Below are 21,052 nucleotides of genomic sequence, written 5' to 3'. Positions count from 1 at the left end.
GAAACCCTTCACTCTGTTGATCTATAAGGAGGCCGTTATGAAGCAAGAAATGATGACGATCGTTCGTCAAAAAGAATTAGCACCAAGAATATATGAATTAGTATTGGCCGGTGAATTGGTGAAGGAAATGAAGATGCCTGGACAATTTTTGCATATTCGCGTTCCGAGAAACGATTTGTTATTAAGACGACCAATCAGTATCAACCAATATGATCGAGAAACAGGAACGTGCACGATCATTTATCGTGTAGAAGGTGAGGGAACAAAAGTGTTCTCAGAACTTTCTGCGGGTGATTTATTGGATGTGATGGGGCCTTTAGGTCATGGATTTGAAATCAATGAATTGAAATCTGGTGATACCGCCTTTATCGTAGGTGGTGGTATTGGTGTGCCTCCGTTATACCAATTATCAAAAGAATTGAAAAAAAAGGGGGTCAATGTGATCCATTTCTTAGGATTCGGAACGAGCGAAGTCGTTTATTATGCAGAGGAATTCGAAGCATTAGCAGAAACACGTTTTTCAACTGACGATGGAACATTTGGCTTACAAGGAAATGTTGGAAATTTATTATTGGCTGAAAAAAAACAGCCAACCGCTGTTTTTGCTTGTGGAAATAACGGTTTATTGAAAACAGTCGAACAATTATATGCTGAAATTGATAATGTTCAACTGTCGTTAGAAGCACGAATGGCTTGTGGGATGGGTGCTTGCTATGCATGTGTTTGTCACGTGCCCGAAGCTGAAAATCAAAGTGTCAAAGTATGTGAAGACGGTCCTGTTTTCCAAGCTGGGGAGGTTATCTTTTAATGAGTATTGCAGTGAAACTACCAGGTTTAGATTTAAAAAATCCGATCATGCCAGCGAGTGGGTGTTTTGGTTTTGGTAAAGAGTACGCTGATTATTATGATTTAAATAAATTAGGCTCGATCATGATCAAAGCGACGACGCCTAAAGAACGGTTTGGCAATCCTACACCGAGAATCGCAGAGACAACGAGTGGGATGTTAAATGCGATCGGACTCCAAAATCCCGGGATGAAAGTCGTACTAGAAGATATTTTGCCTAGTTTAGAAAAATACTCAGAGTTGCCGATCATTGCGAATGTAGCGGGCGCTTGCGAAGAAGACTATGCCGAAGTATGTGCCAAAATCGGCGATGCACCAAATGTAAAAGCGATAGAATTAAATATCTCTTGTCCAAATGTCAAGCATGGTGGGATTGCTTTTGGGACTGATCCAGAAGTAGCCTATCGGTTGACTAAAGAAGTAAAAGCAGTGGCGAAAGTTCCAGTATATGTAAAATTGAGTCCGAATGTGACCGATATCGTGCCAATTGCTCAAGCGATTGAAAAAGGAGGGGCGGATGGGTTTACCATGATCAATACCTTGTTAGGCATGCGGATTGATTTAAAAACCAGACAACCAATCTTAGCCAATCGTACGGGAGGGTTATCTGGTCCAGCAATCAAACCCATTGCGATTCGCTTGATCAATCAAGTCTCGGCAGTCAGTGACTTACCGATTATTGGAATGGGTGGTGTCCAAACCGTCGATGATGTTTTAGAAATGTTTATGGCCGGAGCTAGTGCAGTCGCAGTTGGGACAGCCAATTTTACCGATCCGTATATCTGTCCTAAATTAATCGATGAATTGCCGATTCGAATGGCCGAACTAGGAATCGAATCTTTAGAGCAATTAAGAAAAGAAGTACGGGAGGCGCGTTAATGGAAACAAGACCTATCATTGCATTTGATTTTTCGTCAAAGGAAGAGATCGAACATTTTTTACAACAATTTCCTATAGAAGAAAAACTATTTGTAAAAATCGGTATGGAATTATTCTATCAAGAAGGTCCGGCAATCGTTCGCTTTTTACGTGCCCAAGGACATGATGTTTTTCTCGATTTAAAATTACATGATATTCCGAATACCGTGAAAAAAGCAATGCGCGGTATTGCAAAATTAGACGTAACGATTACTAATGTCCACGCTGCCGGTGGTGTCGAAATGATGGAAGCAGCAAAACAAGGATTGATTGAAGGGACGAGTAAAAATCAAATCGTACCTAAATTGATTGCTGTGACGCAACTCACTTCTACCAGTGAAAAACAAATGCATCAGGATCAACTGATCGATGTTAGCTTAAAAGAAAGTGTTTTGCATTATGCAAAATGTACGGAAAAAGCCGGACTTGAAGGGGTCGTGTGTTCAGCGCATGAAGCACCAGATATCCATCAAGTAACAAATTCTAAATTTATTTGTCTGACCCCTGGTATTCGTCCCAAAGGTACTACACTAGGAGATCAAAAACGAGTGATGACACCGACAAAAGCGCGAGCAGTAGGCTCAAACTATATTGTTGTGGGCCGTCCGATAACGCAAGCAAACAAGCCTTACCAAAGCTATTTACAAATTAAAAAAGAATGGAACGGTGAATTATAAATGATTGCAGAACAAATCGCTAAAGACTTATTATCTATCCAAGCGGTTGCTTTAAGTCCAGAGGAACCTTTTACTTGGGCAAGTGGATTGAAATCACCTATTTATTGTGATAATCGCATAACGATGAGCTATCCGAAGGTGCGCCGTGAAATCGCGCAAGGTCTAGCTGAAAAAATAAAAGCAACTTTTCCTGAAGTCGAAGTAATTGCAGGAACAGCAACAGCTGGAATCCCTCATGCCGCATGGGTAGCTGAAATTTTAGATTTACCGATGGTCTATATTCGAAGTAAAGCAAAAGACCATGGAAAAGGGAATCAGATCGAAGGGCGAATCACAAACAATCAAAAAATGGTTGTGATCGAAGATTTGATTTCAACTGGCGGCAGTGTCTTGGAAGCTGCTGCTGCTGCCAAATACGAAGGGGCTGAAGTCTTAGGCGTAGCTGCAATCTTTACTTATGAGTTATCGCAAGGAGAGCTGAACTTCGAAAAGGCCCAAATGCCATTGATCACCTTGACTAATTACTCGACATTGATCGAAAGTGCCTTAGAAGAAAAATATATTGATCAGAACCAACTTGAATTATTGAAAAAATGGCGTCAAGATCCTCAAAACTGGTTAAATTAGTTGAAAAGCATCGCTGGATGCTTTTTTTATTCCTATTTTTAGGTATACTAAAGACTGAAAAAAGTAAATTAATGTTAGATTGTTTTTAGGAGTATATTGAAAAGAGGATAGGAAATGTACGAAAAGTTTGTAAGTAATTTACGATTACGAAGATTTATAGTATTGTTATTGATTATTTTTGTTTTATTTTTAGTAAAAGATTTTATGACGCCGATTTTGCTGACGTTCATTTTTACATTGATTTCTGTAAAAATTGTCCGATTTGTTCAACGCTATATTAAGGCACCAACATTTATTATTGCTACAGTTTTATATTTGATTGAACTTATATTGGTTTATTTACTGATATCAAAATATTCTACTATTTTGATTGATCAAGTTCTTTCAACCTATAATTCGATCGTACGTTTTTATCAACACAAAGATTTTAATTCTGATTTGGTCACGAATTTTATCTCCGATTACTTTAAAAATCATAATTGGCAAGATAAAGTAGAGAGCGGCGCGGGGATCATCTTAGAACAATTACAAAATGTCGGGCGTTTGGCGATTGCATTCGTGATGTCATTCATTTTGAGTTTTTTCTTTATGATCGAAAAGGAAAAAACGATTTTATTCTCACGTAATTTTCTGCACAGTACGTATAAGTGGTTTTTCCAAGATGTATATTATTACGCTAAAGTATTCGTAGAGACATTTGGCGTAGTCGTTGAAGTCCAGTTATTGATTGCAGTAGTAAATACTGTTGTAACGACAATTGGGTTAGGGTTGATTGGATTTACACAATTACCGACTTTAGCTATCATGATTTTCTTTTTAAGCTTGATCCCAGTAGCAGGGGTGATTTTTTCATGTGTTCCGTTGACGTTGATTGCTTACTCAACGGGTGGTGTGCAGACCGTTGCTTACGTATTGATCTTGATCGTTGTCGTTCACTGTATTGAAGCGTATATTTTGAATCCTAAATTCATGTCTAGTCGAACAAAATTGCCGATTTTTTATACCTTTGTCATTTTACTATTCAGTGAAAAATTTTTAGGTGTTTGGGGCTTAATTGTAGGAATCCCCATCTTTAATTTCTTCTTGGAAATCTTAGGGGTTAAAATTACGACCGCAAAAACAAAAAAAGCTAAAAAAACGGAACAGCCAGATTAGGCTGTTCCGTTTTTTCGTAATTGTTCAATGAGGGTTTCTTCCGGTGTTACAAAAAGTGTTTTTTGATTTTCGTAAATGACGAAGCCCGGTTTAGCGCCATTAGGTTTATGGATATGTTTGACTGGTACATAATCGACCGGCACCTGAGCAGACTGTCTAAATTTTGAGAAGTAGGCAGCTAATTCAGCAGCTTCTAATAATGTTTCTTCGCTTGGTTGATCATTTTTAACAATCACGTGAGAACCTGGAATATTTTTAGCATGTAGCCAAATATCCGATTTACGTGCTTGTTTCAAGGTCAATTGATCATTCTGCAAATTATTTTTTCCTACTAAAATCTCAGTACCGTCACTTGCTACAAAACGTTCCGGTTTAGAAGGAGCGTGTTTTCGATTTTTCTTTGCTCTCTTTTGTTTTAAGTAGCCACTGGCAACAAGTTCCTCTTTGATCACTTCGATATCCATCGGCCCAGCAATCTCTAATTGAGCAAGAATCGATTCGAGATAAGCAATCTCATCTTTTGCTTCCGTAATTTGATCATAAATCAATTTGACCGCATTTTTTAGTTTTTGATATTTTTGAAAATACTTTTGTGCATTTTGATTCGGTGTCAATGCTGGATTCAAATTGATTGTAATGGGTGCATTTTCTTCATAGTAGTTTTGTAATTCAACACTTGTTGCACCTCGGGGAACTTGGGTCATAAAGGTCGTCAACAACTCCCCGTCACGACGGAAGTCTTCAGCGTTCTCAGAATCTTTTAGTGTTTTTTCACGTTTAGCTAGTTTTGTTTGATTTCGTTTGATTTCATTATCAACTTTGCGAATCAATTCATTACCTAATTGTTTGACGCGGTCTTTTTCTGCCTTTTCGCCATAAAAAGCATCTAACAACGTACTTAATGTCGCGTAGTTTTTTTTCTGTTCAAATGTTTCGAAAGCCAGTGGTGCAAAAAATTCTTTCTGCTTTTTAAGCCCGAGTGTCGGAGTTACTTGGTCTTTCAGGTCAGTGAAAAAATCAGACCAGACGGCCATTTTTTGATTAGGATGCTGAGCTAATCGAGTAGCCAGTTCATCAGCAGTATCTCTGCCAAAGCCTTGGAAATGTTGTTGAAGGTATCGACTATCTAAGACATCCGCGGTTGAGAGCAGCGTGAATAATTGCTCTTTTGATATGGTGAATGGATCAATTTGGGATTGCTTTGGTGGTTCGATATACTCGCTGCCAGGCAAAATCGAACGATACGTATTTTGCGAGTGGCCTACATGTTTAATTGCATCCAAAATTTTTCCAGTTTGTTTATTCAATAAAACAATCGTTGAATGGCGTCCCATTAATTCAACAATCAAAACGATATCTTGCAGATCACCTAATTCGTCACGTTTACTAAAAGTAAAATGAACGACCCGATCATTTTCGACTTGATGAATGTCTTCTAAAATTGCGCCTTCTAAGTGTTTGCGCAACATCATCACAAAATTTGGCGGGTTATCAGGATTTGTATAAGCAATTTCGGTTAATTGGATTCGGGCATAACTTGGGTGAGCAGATAGTAATAAACGCTGGTTTTTCCCACGAGCTCTAATAACCAAAACGACTTCATGATCGTAAGGTTGGTGGATCTTAGATATTCTTCCGGTAACAAGTTGAGCATTTAATTCTCGTACCATTGCATGGGTAAAAATTCCATCAAAGGACATTTTTTATCCCTCATTTCTATTCATAATAGGTCTATTATACCCAAAAAAAGACTAGCGACCAAGTAAGCCGCTAGTAAATAATCAGATATTCAAATTTTCTTTGTAATTATGCAGCTGATCTAAGAGCTGAAGCAATAATTGCTCCGCTTCGTTTGGCAAGCGATCGTAGCCGTCATTTTCACTTTTTCGTGATTGGACGAACGCTAAACGTGCTTCTAAGCGTGTCATAAGTAATAAAAGATAGTGATGACTATCGAAGTCTGGTTCATATCGATCAATTGGTAAATAACTGATTTGTTTTAAAGGTCCAAAAGGCTTGAACTCCGCTACTCCAGTAATTATTTTTTCAATACTAGTTAATGTTTCTTCAGGCGTGATATCTTGACCTTTGTATTCACCGGTATTTAAGATGTAGCAATCGGTTGTTTGTTTTTCAAATAAAGCTTTAAAATCCTGATAATCTTCTTGCAAAGGATAACAACGGAAAGGATTGGCAAATGGCTCGATCACTAACTGATTATTGACTTCACCGATCACATTTTCTGCAGTGGAACGTTTGGTTGCTAATGTGGCACCAAAAACCGCAGCTAGAGCAGGGTCGGTAATTTTTATCAAAGGAGGGAGGCTATCATCTTTCATGATCCAGAATAGTCCATCGATTTTTTCTGCAATATGATCCACTCGATTTGGTGTGGCATAACGACTTTTGATACTACGACCATTACCGTTTCGAATGTCTTCAGTCACTAAGACTTTTTTATTTTCTTCGTCTAAAGTTACACCGACATTTTGTGCCGTGACGATATACTTGATTGCTTCACTTGCCATAGGATAATCTTGGGTTTTATCAAAGTAAGCTGGTTCTAATGCTGTAGTTGAGCCGTTTTGTTTTGAAATAACAAATGCATCATCATGGAGTACCTGGACTTGTCCTTGGCCATTTTTAGGTTTTGCCAAGGTGATGGTTGATTTTCCAGAGCCGGATAAGCCAAATGCCGCCATAGTATAAGAACTGTCGCTCAATAAATAGCGTTTCATGCCGCCGTGACAAGCGATGAAACCGTTCCGATGAGCAGTGGCCCAAGCCAGTGTCAATGTCGCTTTTTTTAATTCTCCGAAGTAACGCAAGCCTAAAATCGCAGCGCAATTGTGTAGCGGGTCGATGATAACAAGCCCGTCTGGAAAATCAGGATGCTGCCAATCTGGATCAGCAAAAATAAAAATATCGCCAGTATCGATCATGTTCGATTGTTGATAAAATAATTGTTTAGCATCGCTGATTTGAAAATTCAGTAAATAGGAATAGAGGTTGGGACTATAATCTTCTGGGACCATCAAATGCGACTTAATCGTAAATGATTTATCTAAGCCAACGATCACTTCACCAGAATAAAAGGTCTTTTTTCTTGCTTGAAATATGGCTTCTCTAAGAAGCTCACTATAAAAATTTTGGTTATTGCCTTTTTGGCCGATAATTCTTCGAGCAGCAGCGGTACGACCGACAATCTTCCCATCATTCGTTACTAACACTTTAGCATCGGTAGGGAGTTGAAGTTCATTGGTAAAGGCCACGTCTAAATCGGTGGTGATTGTCCCTGGATTGGCTTTGGCTAAAGCATAAGCGTCGGTCAGATGTCGAATCTTGGTTACATTGTCTGCATAAAAAGCGGTCTCAATCACACTGCGAATGTTAGAGAATAATGGATTTTTTTGAGTGATATCGTTACGTGGGATACGTTCAATGCTGCTCATTTTTAGTCCTCCTTGAAATAGCATTTTTTATTATAATAACATTAAAATGAAACGCTAACAAATAAATAAAAAAAACACATTTATCAAAATGATAAAAAATAAAATGGATTATTTATTATATGGATAGCGCTTCTATATAAAAAATAATATAATGATAAAAAAGGAGGGCGGACTATGCAAAAACATTTACTAATACTAAAAGAAAATATGACTGAATTTTGGCATAAGACATTAGAGGCTTTGCTAGAATATAAACAACGAACAATTGTAATTTCAATTAGCTTAGTCTTTATCACCTTACTTTTTTCGGCTTCCGTTGTCTTTGCACAAAAAACGATTCGGCAAGATCAATTGAATGGCTTAGTATTTAATTCGGTGAAGTCAGACTATTTGTTGCCGCTGAATTATAATGAACTTGATAAGAAGATCCAATCAACAAAAGCCGTTTCGATCATGTTTAGTCAACCCCGCGGCACCTCCTATAAAAAAGTCCTTTCACTACTCGAAGATCCGAATCAAAAGTCAATGTTGAATCGCAAGTTTTATTTTTATCCAATCGTTTACGATGAAAAGCTGATTGCCCAAAAGTATAAAATCGATCCAGATAAAGTTACGTTTATTTTTTTTCAAAAAGGGAAAGAAAAAAATCGATTCGTCGTAGAGAGTCTCAATGATGTCAATCATGAATTTGTTCCTGAATTGAATCGCTTACCAATGTGGCAACTGAATCAGCCATCTAATTAATTAAAAATAAATAAACTTTCTTTAATAAAAAGTGTTGACACTTGATTTTTTTTCAGATAAAATTACCCCAACATCAAAAAAGGAGTGACATTCATGGGACATTTGAACTTATCTATCAATCAATTGAATAGCTGGCAAAACTGGCGTAGATAAGTTGTATTTATGAATTCACTCATAGATACAACGTTTAGACAACTTCTAAATTTTGTATCTATGCTGGGTATATTTTTTATGCTTATTCCCGCATAGAGATCATCTATGCGGTTTTTGTTTTTTAGACAACTACCGTGATACTTTAGGTAGTTGTCTTTTTGTATATAAAAAAACAAAAATTTGGGGGAAATTAAAATGAAAAACAAAGGAATTATTGGATCAATCATCGCTTTAGCAATTGTATTAATTGGGGTTTTTGCTTATCAAATGGGAACTCGTCAAACAACAGCTACCACAGATACAGAAAAAATAAAAACAGTCGGTATTTTACAATATGTCAGTCACTCATCATTGGATCAAATCAAAAAAGGGGTGATTGCTGGTTTGAAAGACAAAGGTTATACAGAAGGCGAAAATCTAAAAATCGAATTTTTAAATGGCCAGGCTGATCAAAGTAAATTAAACAGTATGAGCCAACAATTATTAGATAAAAAATCAGATGTTCTAGTTGGAATTGCGACACCAGCTGCGAAAGCTTTAGCAAATGCAACGACGGATACGCCAATTATCATGGGGGCTATCAGTGATCCAGTTGGTTCTGGTTTAGTCAAAGACTTAAAAAATCCCGGTGGGAATGTTACCGGTGTGAACAATTTGACTCCGGTCGGACAACAAATCGATATGGCAAAAGAATTGTTCCCAAATGCTAAAGCAATGGGGATTGTGTATTCGTCATCAGAAGAAAATTCAAAATCACAAGTCGAGACAGCCGAACAAAAAGCGAAAGAAGCAAGGTATGCAGTCAAAAAATTTGCGATTTCATCAAGTAATGATCTTGCAGCAGTTACCCAACAAGCTTGTCAAGAATCAGATTTCTTATATATCCCACAAGACAACACGATCGCAAGTGCTTTTCAAACATTGATCAGTGAATCTGACAAAACGAAAACACCAGTCTTTGTATCCGTTGATAATATGGTTAAAGAAGGTGGTATCGCAACAGTGGGTCAAAATCAATATAAGTTAGGTGTGGAAACAGGGAAAATGGCAGCAGATGTGTTAAGCGGAAAATCCAAGCCAGCGGATACACCAGTGAACGTCATTGATTATGGCGATATGATCATCAATGAAGAAAAAGCCAAAGAATTAGGGATCACGATTCCAGATTCAATTAAAGAAAAAGCAGAAGTAGTTAAAGGAGAGTAATCAGATGGTAATTTCAGCTATAGGACAAGGATTTTTATGGGGGATCTTAGGGTTAGGGATTTTCATGACGTACCGGATTCTAAATTTCCCAGATATGACAACAGAAGGATCGTTCCCGTTGGGCGGTGCAGTCTGTGTAACGGCGATCACGCATGGTATTTCACCTGTGCTAGCGACACTGTTAGGAATCGTTGCAGGAATGTGCGCAGGGTTTATTACAGGGATGCTTTACACTAAAGGTAAAATCCCAGTCATTTTAGCTGGAATTTTAGTTATGTCAGGATTGAATTCAGTGATGTTGTTTATCATGCAAACGCCAAACCTTTCATTATTGAAACAACCAAAGATCCAAGACTTTTTTACTAATTTAAATTTACCTGATTACTATGACGTTGTTTTACTAGGTCTCTTAGCAGTTGTGATCATCATTGCATTACTGTTGTTCTTCTTTTTTACCGACTTCGGTCAAGCGTATATCGCAACTGGAGATAACGAGAATATGGCTCGTTCAATCGGGATCAATACTGATCGAATGAAAGTCATCGGATTGACGTTATCAAATGGTGTGATTGCATTAGCAGGAGCTTTGATTGCACAAAATGATGGCTATGCAGATGTCGGCAAAGGTGTTGGGGTCATCGTGATTGGTTTAGCTTCAATCATTATTGGTGAAGTGCTTTATGGGGAAGTTACTTTCGCCGAACGATTGATCGCCATCGTCTTAGGAAGTATCATTTATCAATTATTGATTTTAGCTATTATCAAAGTCGGATTAGATACAACGTATTTAAAAATCTTCTCATCGATCATTTTAGCATTATGCTTGATGATCCCTCGATTGAAAGAAGCGTTACATTTAAAAACAGGATTAGAAAAGGAGTAACCACATGAATGCATTAGAAGTTAAAAAAGCGAATAAGACGATTCGTAATGGAATCAGTGATCAAAGAAAAATACTGAATAATGTTGATTTGACGATTGCTCCGGGAGAATTTGTAACAGTGCTGGGAGGAAACGGTGCTGGAAAAAGTACGCTGTTCAATAGTGTTTCCGGTAATCTCCAACTGGACAGCGGAACTGTTTCTGTGATGGGAAAAGATTTAACCAAACTTTCTGAAGAACAACGAGCTTCATCGATCGCTCGTGTCTTTCAAGACCCTAAGATGGGGACAGCACCACGGCTGACTGTCGCTGAAAATCTTGGGTTGGCTGAGAAAAGAGGACAAAAACGGCGTTTGAAACAACGCCAGTTGAATCAAAAAAAAGAGCTGTATCGTGCGCTTTGTCAGCAAGTTGGCAACGGTTTAGAAAATCATTTAGATACTCCAACCGGTTTTTTGTCTGGTGGACAGCGTCAAGCCTTGAGTTTATTGATGGCAACGATCACCAAACCAGATTTACTGTTATTAGATGAACACACTGCAGCTTTAGATCCAAAAACAGCGAAGCAATTGATGGAACTCACGAATCAACGAATCAAAGAAGAAAAGTTAACTAGTTTAATGGTCACGCATAAAATGGAGGATGCTCTTCATTATGGTGATCGAGTGATCGTGATGGAAAAAGGCGAAATCATTCGAGACATTCGTGGAGAAGAAAAACAGCGGATGACGCTAGCAGATTTATTCCTACTTTTTGAGACAAACGAGACCGCAGCTGAAGTGATATGAAATTTTTTTCAGAAAAATTCAAAAAATAGATTGACTTATAAAATAAAGAGTCCTATACTAAGTTCAATCTTAAAACAGTTTGGAGCGATTTTTTATGAATATGAAAAATAATACGCACACACAACTGAATAATTATTACTTTAGCTATTTTAGATAGGTTTGTATTCATGATTCATGGATGCAGACGACACGCGTTTGTATCTATGATGGCTAAGGATTTTAAGTATGACTTAATGCCACATAGATGAGAATCTATAGTGGCTTTTTTCTTTGGTATTTTTTGGGGAATGAGGTTCATTGTAGGTTTTCTACAATGGACCTTTTTTCGTATTTAAAAATGGCAACGAATATTTTACTTGAAGGAGTGAGACAAGATGGAAAATGAAATAACTGGAAAGACACGGTTAGCTGGACTTTATGCTTTGCCAGCGCGACATAGCTTTTCTCCGATGATGCATACGACATCATTTCAAGAAACGGGAGTCGATGCAGTGTATCTTAGTTTTGATGTTCCACCAGAAAAGTTAGGAACCAGTATTCAAGCAATTCGGGATTTAGAAATGTTAGGCGTTAATTTATCAATGCCGCATAAGATGGCAGCTGTGCAATATGTTGACGAACTGAGCCAAGCAGCAAGACTTATCGGAGCAATCAATACGATCGTTAACCAAGATGGAAAGTTAATCGGCCATACCACCGATGGCATTGGTTGTATGGAAAGTTTGAAACAAAATCAAATCAATGTTATCGGAAATAAAATCACGATCATCGGAGCTGGTGGTGCAGCGACTGCTATCATTACTCAAGCAGCAATTGATGGTGTTGCAGCAATCGATGTCTTTAACATCAAAGATGATTTTTATCAAAAGGTTGAACCTAAACTGACTGAGATCGCCAAGGAAACACAATGTAAGATCGAGTTACATGATTTAGCCAATGAACAACGATTAGCCGAATCCTTAGCTGCTAGTTGCCTACTGATTAATGCTACTAGCATTGGAATGGCACCAAACACCGATCAAATCCCATTACCCGATGTTAAATTATTACGAAAAGATTTAGCGGTTTTTGATGTGATTTATCACCCAGGTGAGACTCAATTGCTTCATGAAGCAAAAAAGGTTGGTGCGAAAGCTGTTAATGGCTTAGGTATGCTTTTATATCAAGGAGCTGCAGCTTTTGAATTATGGACAGGTAAAAAAATGCCAACTGAATTGATCCAGCCCTTATTAGAAAAAGAAATCAAAAAATAAAATATGAAGGAAGTTATTATTATGATCTTAATTATTAAAAAAGGCATCAAAGAAGCAGAATTAGCACCAATCTTAACCCGCATCGAAGAAGAAGGTTTAGGCGTACAAATCAATCATGGAAAAGATCGTTTAGTTTTAGGTTTGCTTGGTGATCCCGAAATCATCCAAAATGTGCCATTCCAACGGTACAGTGTGGTAGAACGAGCGGTCCCAATCTCAAATACTTACAAATTAACTTCAAGAGAATTCCACCCACAAGACACAGTCGTTGATGTCGATGGTGTAAAAATCGGTGACGGAAGTTTTGTAACGATGGCTGGACCATGTTCGGTTGAAGGCGAAGAACAAATCATGGAAACCGCTCGAATGGCGAAAGCTGGTGGAGCAACAATCTTACGTGGTGGGGCCTACAAACCTCGTACTTCACCATACGCTTTCCAAGGATTAGGTGAAGAAGGATTGAAAATCATGCGTAAGGCAGCTGATGCATACGGGTTGAAAGTAATCACTGAAGTAATGGATGAAGCGCATATTGACGTTGTTTGCGAATACGCGGATATTATCCAAATCGGTGCACGCAATATGCAAAATTTCCGCTTATTAGAAGCTGTCGGTAAAACAGGTAAACCAATTGGCTTGAAACGTGGGATTTCTGGAACAATCCAAGAATGGTTGAACGCAGCAGAATACATTGCTGTCCAAGGAAACTCAAAAATTATTTTCATCGAACGCGGTATTCGCACATACGAAACAGCAACCCGCAATACATTCGATTTGAGTGCCGTCCCATTGATCAAAAAATTAAGCCATTTCCCAATTATTGTTGACCCAAGTCATGGTACTGGTGTTTGGGATCTAGTAGGACCGATGGCTAGAGCAGGTGTGGCAAGTGGCGCTGATGGTATGATCGTTGAGATTCATCCAGATCCATTACATGCATGGTCTGATGGAGAACAATCATTAAATGAAAAGAATTACTTAAAAATGATGGAAGAAGTTAACATCCTTGTTGATGCGATGAAGAAAATCACTGCATTATCTGAAGAACCATCACTTGCATAAAACAGGAGGCGGGTTTCATGGAAATTGTTTTACCAGAAAAAAGTTATGAAATCATTGTAAAACGTCATGGATTAGATTTTGTCGGTAAATGGATTGCTTCACTTTGGCAAGATAAAAAAATCGCCATCATTAGTGATGAAAATGTGTATCCGATTTATGGCGAAAAAATCAAAAAACAATTGACTCAGTATGAAGTTTGTCATTTTTCTGTTCCAGCCGGTGAAAAAAGTAAATCCTTAGATATGGCTAGTAAACTTTATGAGTTTCTAGCCGATCAAGGCTTTACCCGTAGTGATGCGGTCATTGCATTAGGTGGTGGCGTAGTTGGAGATTTAGCAGCCTTTGTTGCTTCTACTTATATGCGTGGAATCGCATTCGTTCAAATACCAACTTCTCTATTAGCACAAGTTGATTCTAGCATCGGTGGCAAAACAGCTGTGAATTCAACAAAAGCGAAGAACATGATCGGAACTTTTGCGCAACCAGATGGTGTATTGATTGATCCAGAAACATTAAATTCTTTACCAGAAATACGTGTTCGTGAAGGCATCGCTGAAATCATTAAATGCGGAGCGATTGCTGATCAATCATTATGGCAAGACCTTGAGAAACTAACAGGAATCCAAGATCTATTAGATCATAGTGAAACGATCATTACAAAAGCGCTGAATGTAAAGAAAACCGTAGTTGAAGAAGATCAGTTTGATAACGGTTCACGTTTAGTATTGAATTTTGGACATACGATTGGCCACGCGATTGAAAATACGGCCGGTTATGGAAAAATCAGTCACGGAGAGGCTGTTGCGATCGGAATGGTAAAAATTTCTCATACAGCTGAAATAAAAGGTCTTTCACCAAAAGGAATTACTCAACAAATTATCAAGATGAATCAAAAGTATGGGTTACCAATTGTCTATACACCTTGGACGACAGAAACCTTTTACCAAGCAATCACGCATGATAAAAAAGCACGCGGTGATTTATTAAATATCATTTTATTGGAAAAAATCGGTAAAGCAAAAATCGAAAAAATAAAAATGACTGAATTTCGAGACTTTTTAGTAGGAGGGGAATAGCTATGCGCTACTTAACAGCTGGAGAATCACATGGACCAGAATTAACGGCAATCATCGAGGGCGTTCCAGCAGGATTAACACTTTCGATTGATGAAATCAACCAAGAATTAGCTCGGAGACAAGGCGGTTACGGCCGCGGCGGTCGAATGAAAATCGAAAAAGACCAAGTTCGCATTACGTCGGGTGTGCGCCACGGAAAAACAATTGGTGCACCGATCACTATGATCGTTCAAAACCGGGACTGGAAAAATTGGCAAAAAGTGATGTCAGTTGAAGCAGGTCCTGAAAAAGACCAGCAGTTGAGAAGAGTCTCAAAGCCGCGTCCAGGGCATGCTGATTTAGTTGGCGGGATGAAATACCATCATCGTGACTTACGAAATGTTTTAGAACGCTCTTCTGCAAGAGAGACAACGATGCGCGTGGCTATCGGAGCAATTGCTAAACAAATTTTAGCAGCTATCGACATTGATATTGCAAGTCATGTGGTGATTCTTGGCGGGCTAAAAGCTGAGATTCCGGAGCATCTGAGTGTCCAAGAAATTAAAACAAAGGTTCAACAATCAGAAGTAAATATGGTCGATCTAACGATTGAAGATTCAGTTAAGGAATTAATCGATCAAACCAAAAAAGCGGGCGATACTATCGGAGGTGTCGTAGAAGTTCGGACAGATAATGTACCTGCCGGATTAGGGAGTTATGTCCAATGGGATCGTAAACTAGATGGTAAAATTGCTCAAATCATGATGAGTATCAATGCGTTTAAAGGCGTCGAATTTGGAATTGGTTTTGAAGCGGCCCGTCAGCCGGGATCAAAAGTGATGGATGAAATCGTTTGGGAAGACGGCTACTCGAGAACGAGTAATCATCTAGGTGGATTTGAAGGTGGTATGACGAATGGAGAACAAATCATTGTTCGTGGTGTAATGAAACCTATCCCGACCTTATACAAGCCATTGATGAGTGTTGATATCGATACAAAAGAGCCTTACAAAGCGAGTGTTGAACGTTCGGATAGTACCGCAGTTCCAGCAGCATCCGTCGTAGCTGAACATGTCGTCGCGACCGTTTTGGCAGAAGAAATCTTAGATCAATTTCCAGCGGATACGATTGAAGATTTACAAAGAGCGATTCAACAATACCGTGAGGACATCAAAAACTTTTAGAACAGGAGTGTGCGTCTATGAAGAAAAAAGTATTTGTTTTAGGACTAGGATTAATAGGCGCCTCCCTTTGTCGAGCAATTAAAAATCCGTCAATCGAGTTATTTGGTTGGGATCATTCAGAAGAAACAAGAGCAATCGCGCTTGAGGTCGGGTTAGTTGATCAAATTACTTCAATAAGAGAAGCTAGCCAAATGGACGTTATCATTTTAGCAGTTCCTGTTTTAGCTAGTTTGAATTATTTACAAGAATTGGCTAAGTTACCGCTAAAATCTTCAGTAATCGTTACCGATACAGGTAGTACTAAAAATGAAGTGATGAAAATAGCAAAAAAGCTCCCTTTTACATTCGTTGGGGGGCATCCAATGGCAGGATCGCATAAATCTGGTGTGAAAGCAGGAAATCCCAATCTTTTTGAGGAGGCCTATTATATTTTGACGCCTCTGAAAGAGAGCGATGCTACACCATTGATCGAACTGCTTAATCCAACGAGAGCTAAATTTGTCGTGATCGAACCAGCAGCTCACGATGAAATCGTTGGTATGCTCAGTCATCTACCACACATCGTGGCAGCCGGTTTGGTACGGATGAGCGATCATCTATCAGAGAAACATCCACGTGCGACTCAATTAGCGGCAGGCGGTTTTCGTGATATCACAAGAATTGCTTCATCTGATCCGCAAATGTGGACCGATATCTTATTGACCAATCGCTCAACACTGCTAAATTTGATTGAAGAGTGGCAAAATCAAATGAATCAAATCAAAAGGAGCTTGCTCGCTGAAGACCAATCTGAGATCTATGCTTTTTTTGATCAAGCAAAACGATCAAGAGATCAATTACCAGTTAAAGACCGTGGAGCAATCCCGGCATTTTACGATCTATATGTAGACATTCCTGATATTGTCGGAGCGATAGCTAAGGTTATGACAATTTTAAGTGAGGCAAAGATCTCGATCATCAATTTAAAAATCCAAGAAACCCGGGAAGATATTTTCGGCGTGTTAGAGTTATCATTTAAAAACCAGATTGATTTAGAAAAAGGTCAGCAAATGATCGAAAACGCAGACTTTCATTGTCGGAGAAGGAGTTGAGCAAATGGAACTATTGAAAACGCAACAAGGATTACAGGGTGAATTGACTGTTCCGGCAGATAAATCAATCTCTCATCGAAGTATTATGTTTGGTGCAATCAGCCAAGGGACTACGACTGTTCATAATTTTTTACGAGCAGAGGATTGCTTGAGTACAGTTGCTGTTTTTAAAGCATTAGGTGTGGAAATCAAAGACGATGGGCAGACGATTACAGTAGAAGGAGCAGGCTTCTCTGGCCTAAAAGGTCCAACAGATAGGTTGGATGCCGGCAATTCTGGAACAACGATGCGCTTAGTTTTAGGTATTTTAGCGGGACGCCCATTCGATTCCCAAATCGCAGGCGATGTTTCATTGAATCGTCGGCCAATGGAACGCGTGATGGGACCGTTGCGAAAGATGGGTGCAGAACTACAAGGAACAAAAAATAGTGAATTTCCACCTATTACTATTAAAGGCCAGCCGCTTTCAGCGATTACTTATGAAATGCCGATTGCTAGTGCTCAAGTTAAATCAGCCATTATTTTTGCCGCGTTGCAAGCCAACGGTGAAACAACTATTATCGAAAAAGAAAAGTCACGCAATCATACAGAAGAAATGATCAAACAATTCGGCGGGGCTATTACAGTTGAAGATAAAAAAATCATTCTATCAGGAAATCAGCAGCTAGTAGGCCAAAGTGTTACTGTTCCGGGAGATATTTCATCAGCCGCTTTTTATTTGGTGGCCGCATCGATGATAAAAGGTAGTAAGTTGTTATTAAAACATGTGGGGATCAATCCAACACGTACGGGTATTCTAGATGTACTAGCTGAAATGGGGGCGAATATTAATGAACAATCACGGGACGAAAAAAATCAAGCCGCTGATTTATTAGTGCAAGCCGCTGATTTAACGGCTTGTGAGATTAGTGGAGCGATCATCCCTCGCTTGATTGATGAATTGCCAATCATTGCTCTAGCGGCAACACAAGCTAAGGGAACCACCATTATTCGGGATGCACAAGAACTGAAAGTCAAAGAAACCAATCGGATTGATGCTACTGCAGAAGAACTTAATAAATTAGGCGCAGCAATCGAACCAACGGAAGACGGATTGATCATTCATGGGCCAACACCTTTACATGGTGGAGTCGTTGATAGTCATGGAGATCATCGCATTGGGATGATGCTTCAGATCGCAGCACTCTTAACTTCGGAATCTGTCGAACTGACTAACCCAGAAGCAATCAATATCTCTTATCCTGACTTTTTCAACGATTTGAGTCAACTAGTAGAGGAGAATGTCTAATGGAATCAATTGTATTAATCGGATTTATGGGAGCCGGAAAAACAACTGTCAGCAGAGCATTAGCTGCTAGCACACACACAGAGGTTGTAGATATGGATGATGTATTAGTAAAGCGCATCGGCCAACCAATCAACGATTATTTTGAAGAACATGGCGAAGCCGCTTTTCGCGAGCATGAAACGGCACTATTAAAAGAAGCCTTGACCAATGATTCAATCATCGCTACCGGTGGTGGAGTGATTTTACAACCAGAAAATCAAAAAGTCTTAGCAGATAAATTAGTTGTTTACTTGAAAGCAGATGCAAATACATTGGTTCATCGTATCCGTGAAGATAAAGTGAATATGCGTCCATTAGCAATCAAAAATGATGATGGAGATTTAAAACGCTTATTCTTTTCAAGAGAAAAACTATATGAAAAATTAGCTAAGATTACAGTCGATACTTCGGAAAAGTCGCCTAAAGAGATTGTTGAAGAAATCATTCAGCAGGTAGCTTCCTAATGGGCGTAGGTTATCTAGGTCCTAAAGGCTCGTTCACCTATGCGGCGGCCCATCAATTTTTCTCGACTGAAATTTTGATACCTTATGAGTCTTTGACATCGTTACTTGAGGCACAGCGTCGCCAAGAAATCGATCATTGTGTCGTTCCGATTGAAAATGCGATCGAAGGATCGGTGTTACCGACGCTAGATCTGATTTTCAAGACATTACCGATTATTCAAGCAGAAATCGTTCTCCCAATTCAGCAGCAATTGATGGTCCACCCGGTTCATCAGGCTGATTGGGAAAAAACGAAATTGATTTGTAGCCATCAACAAGCATTGGCGCAATCACAAAATTTTATTTTGGAACATTTTCCAACTGTTGATATCGAACAGACTGGTTCGACAGCTTTGGGTGCGCAAAAAGTTGCTGAACATCCTGAAGAAAATTATGCAGCGATCGGCTCGCGAGAAGCGGCGGCGCAATTTGGCTTAGTAATCGTTCAAGAAGATATCCAATCGATCGAGACGAATGAAACGCGTTTTTGGGTTTTAGGGGATCAGCCGATTCAAAGTAATTTAATTTTAGAAAAACGCAAAGCAACAATTTTATTTGATCTGGCGCATGACCATCCAGGAGCCCTTTATAAAGGATTGGCTGTTTTTGCTGAAGAAAAAATCAATCTAACAAAGATCGAATCACGAACCCGTAAAACAAAATTGGGTGAATATTTCTTCATCATTGACTTAGAAGTTCCAACAGAGACTAAATTAGTTAGGGTATTGCAGCAGTTAAGCCAGCAAGATTTTACGGTAAAATTAATTGGTAATTATCCAACGTATTTACAAAGAAATTAGAGAATCTTAGTAATTAAGGTTTTCTAATTTTTTTTGATAAAAATAAGACAAAAACAGTAGGATTTGCTATTTTTATTACTATACATAGAGATGAAGGTAAAGAGGTGCATCATGAGTAGTCGGATGGACAAATATAAAAAGATTCATGAAGAAAGTCAAAAGGAAGAAAAACAGCCTTTTGGCTTTCGACGTGAAATAAAGAAAAAAGTGCAATCATCTAATAATACAACTAACAATCCCGAAGAATTATTAGACCATGAATCAGAATCGGTAGAGAATTTTTATTATGAAGATCAAGCTTCACAGACGAATAGTCCAAAGAAATCATTGAATATAAAGCGACCACGATTTCATTTTCCATTTAAGCGAAGAGCGAAAAATCCTTACGAACAAAAACCGAAGCGTAAGAGAAGCTGGAAAAGGATTATTCTTACTATTTTAGTTATTCTATTTGCGTATTCGATTGTAGCGTTCGGCGTGGGCAATTTTGCGGCGAAACACGATTCCAGTATGCCGGCGATCGAAACACAGGAATTTAGTGGTGTTACTTCGGAAGATGGTACAAAGAACATCTTACTTTTAGGAAGCGACACGCGTGACAATATCAGTGGGCGTTCGGACTCAATGATGGTTTTACAAGTAGATGGAAAAGGCAAACCTAAATTGGTTTCTTTTATGCGCGATATGTATGTCGATATTCCTGGGGTTGGACAAAATAAATTAAATGCTGCCTATGCCTATGGTGGAGCAGATTTGGTTCGGCAAACATTAAAAGAAAATTTTGGAATTGATTGTCGGTATTATGCGATGGTCGATTTCCAAACGTTTGAAAAAGGAGTCGATGCTCTTTTTCCTAATGGAGTGAAAATCGATGCTGAAAAAGACATGAGTTCTTACATCGATGAACCAATTTCTAAAGGTGTGCAACAGATGAATGGACACACATTACTAAATTATGCGCGTTTCAGGATGGATGAAGAAGGAGATTTTGGTCGTGTTCGCCGTCAGCAACAAGTCATGCAAGCTGTTTTCAGTCAATTGAAGAATCCATTAGTATTACTGCGCGGTCCGTATGCAGCTGGGAAAATATGGGGATACTTATCTAGTGATATGCCAAACACGTTTGTCTTGGGCAATCTCTTTAATTTTGCAAAAGCAGTCGGAGGAATTGAACGATTAACATTGCCGATTGATGGGTCTTGGTCATATATCGATACAGATAACGCGGGTAGTGCTTTAGCTATCGATACAAGCCAAAATGCTCAAGCAGTTAAAGAGTTTTTAGCAAAGTAATCGAGTTTTCATTTCCATGAAACTTGTAATATGCTA

20 protein-coding genes are annotated in these 21,052 nt (G+C 38.8%); 18 read left to right on the top strand and 2 right to left on the bottom strand.

The annotated features are described in order from the left end of the window. The first annotated feature begins 37 nt into the window (after positions 1-37). From RV04_RS02640 to RV04_RS02620, 5 genes are all read left to right on the top strand, one after another. Positions 38-808, top strand: a complete 771-nt coding sequence (locus RV04_RS02640) for a dihydroorotate dehydrogenase electron transfer subunit (RefSeq protein ID WP_071856923.1) — start codon at positions 38-40, stop codon at positions 806-808. Beyond that, positions 808-1,725 carry a dihydroorotate dehydrogenase gene (locus RV04_RS02635; RefSeq protein WP_071856922.1) on the top strand — a complete coding sequence of 306 codons (918 nt, stop codon included), beginning with the start codon at positions 808-810 and terminating at the stop codon, positions 1,723-1,725. Before RV04_RS02640 ends, RV04_RS02635 begins: the two co-directional genes overlap by 1 nt. Next, positions 1,725-2,441: an orotidine-5'-phosphate decarboxylase gene (gene pyrF / locus RV04_RS13445; RefSeq protein ID WP_071856921.1), complete on the top strand. Its 717-nt coding sequence runs from the start codon at positions 1,725-1,727 to the stop codon at positions 2,439-2,441. The genes RV04_RS02635 and pyrF overlap by 1 nt, the downstream gene beginning before the upstream one ends. Then, positions 2,442-3,068, top strand: a complete 627-nt coding sequence (gene pyrE, locus RV04_RS13440) for an orotate phosphoribosyltransferase (RefSeq protein WP_071856920.1) — start codon at positions 2,442-2,444, stop codon at positions 3,066-3,068. A gap of 114 nt (positions 3,069-3,182) precedes the next feature. Next, on the top strand, positions 3,183-4,223 hold the full coding sequence (locus tag RV04_RS02620) for an AI-2E family transporter (protein WP_071856919.1): 1,041 nt from the start codon (positions 3,183-3,185) through the stop codon (positions 4,221-4,223). On the opposite strand, the gene efbA is transcribed toward RV04_RS02620, so the two are convergent. Then, complete coding sequence (efbA, locus tag RV04_RS02615) at positions 4,220-5,923, bottom strand: fibronectin-binding protein EfbA (protein ID WP_071856918.1); 1,704 nt, start codon at positions 5,921-5,923, stop codon at positions 4,220-4,222. The genes RV04_RS02620 and efbA overlap by 4 nt on opposite strands. 81 nt (positions 5,924-6,004) lie before the next feature. After that, complete coding sequence (locus RV04_RS02610) at positions 6,005-7,675, bottom strand: phosphoenolpyruvate carboxykinase (ATP) (protein ID WP_071856917.1); 1,671 nt, start codon at positions 7,673-7,675, stop codon at positions 6,005-6,007. A 174-nt stretch (positions 7,676-7,849) separates the two neighbouring features. Between RV04_RS02610 and RV04_RS02605 the strand changes: the two genes are divergently transcribed. From RV04_RS02605 to RV04_RS02545, 13 genes are all read left to right on the top strand, one after another. Further along, positions 7,850-8,419 carry a hypothetical protein gene (locus RV04_RS02605; protein WP_071856916.1) on the top strand — a complete coding sequence of 190 codons (570 nt, stop codon included), beginning with the start codon at positions 7,850-7,852 and terminating at the stop codon, positions 8,417-8,419. Positions 8,420-8,767: 348 nt separating this feature from the next. Next, the gene (trpX, locus tag RV04_RS02600) at positions 8,768-9,778 is read left to right on the top strand and encodes a tryptophan ABC transporter substrate-binding protein (RefSeq protein WP_071856915.1); all 1,011 of its coding nucleotides are present in this window, start codon (positions 8,768-8,770) and stop codon (positions 9,776-9,778) included. A 4-nt stretch (positions 9,779-9,782) separates the two neighbouring features. Continuing rightward, positions 9,783-10,661, top strand: coding sequence for an ABC transporter permease (locus tag RV04_RS02595; protein ID WP_071856914.1), 879 nt, complete (start codon positions 9,783-9,785; stop codon positions 10,659-10,661). 4 nt (positions 10,662-10,665) lie between these two features. Beyond that, on the top strand, positions 10,666-11,448 hold the full coding sequence (locus RV04_RS02590; RefSeq protein WP_071856913.1) for an ABC transporter ATP-binding protein: 783 nt from the start codon (positions 10,666-10,668) through the stop codon (positions 11,446-11,448). A 374-nt stretch (positions 11,449-11,822) separates the two neighbouring features. Next, entirely contained in the window at positions 11,823-12,701 is an 879-nt protein-coding gene (locus RV04_RS02585; RefSeq protein WP_071856912.1) for a shikimate dehydrogenase, read from the top strand. 21 nt (positions 12,702-12,722) lie between these two features. Further along, entirely contained in the window at positions 12,723-13,763 is a 1,041-nt protein-coding gene (gene aroF / locus RV04_RS02580) for a 3-deoxy-7-phosphoheptulonate synthase (protein WP_071856911.1), read from the top strand. A 17-nt stretch (positions 13,764-13,780) separates the two neighbouring features. Continuing rightward, positions 13,781-14,839, top strand: coding sequence for a 3-dehydroquinate synthase (gene aroB, locus RV04_RS02575; protein ID WP_071856910.1), 1,059 nt, complete (start codon positions 13,781-13,783; stop codon positions 14,837-14,839). Between the two features lie 2 nt (positions 14,840-14,841). Then, the gene (aroC, locus tag RV04_RS02570; RefSeq protein ID WP_071856909.1) at positions 14,842-16,002 is read left to right on the top strand and encodes a chorismate synthase; all 1,161 of its coding nucleotides are present in this window, start codon (positions 14,842-14,844) and stop codon (positions 16,000-16,002) included. Positions 16,003-16,019: 17 nt separating this feature from the next. Continuing rightward, entirely contained in the window at positions 16,020-17,093 is a 1,074-nt protein-coding gene (locus RV04_RS02565; RefSeq protein ID WP_071856908.1) for a prephenate dehydrogenase, read from the top strand. A 4-nt stretch (positions 17,094-17,097) separates the two neighbouring features. Then, a complete protein-coding gene (gene aroA, locus RV04_RS02560; protein WP_071856907.1) occupies positions 17,098-18,381 on the top strand; it encodes a 3-phosphoshikimate 1-carboxyvinyltransferase in 1,284 nt (427 codons plus the stop codon). Further along, the gene (locus tag RV04_RS02555) at positions 18,381-18,884 is read left to right on the top strand and encodes a shikimate kinase (RefSeq protein ID WP_071856906.1); all 504 of its coding nucleotides are present in this window, start codon (positions 18,381-18,383) and stop codon (positions 18,882-18,884) included. Before aroA ends, RV04_RS02555 begins: the two co-directional genes overlap by 1 nt. Then, positions 18,884-19,723: a prephenate dehydratase gene (gene pheA, locus RV04_RS02550; RefSeq protein ID WP_071856905.1), complete on the top strand. Its 840-nt coding sequence runs from the start codon at positions 18,884-18,886 to the stop codon at positions 19,721-19,723. The genes RV04_RS02555 and pheA overlap by 1 nt, the downstream gene beginning before the upstream one ends. Positions 19,724-19,834: 111 nt before the next feature. Beyond that, positions 19,835-21,016 (top strand): LCP family protein, encoded by a 1,182-nt coding sequence (locus tag RV04_RS02545; RefSeq protein ID WP_084405496.1) that lies wholly within the window; start codon positions 19,835-19,837, stop codon positions 21,014-21,016. The last annotated feature ends 36 nt before the right edge of the window (positions 21,017-21,052 follow it).

The organism is Enterococcus hermanniensis, assembly GCF_001885945.1.
GTDB lineage: Bacteria > Bacillota > Bacilli > Lactobacillales > Enterococcaceae > Enterococcus_A > Enterococcus_A hermanniensis.
Note: the sequence above shows the minus strand (reverse complement) of the source record. Positions and strands in the feature narration are given on the sequence as shown.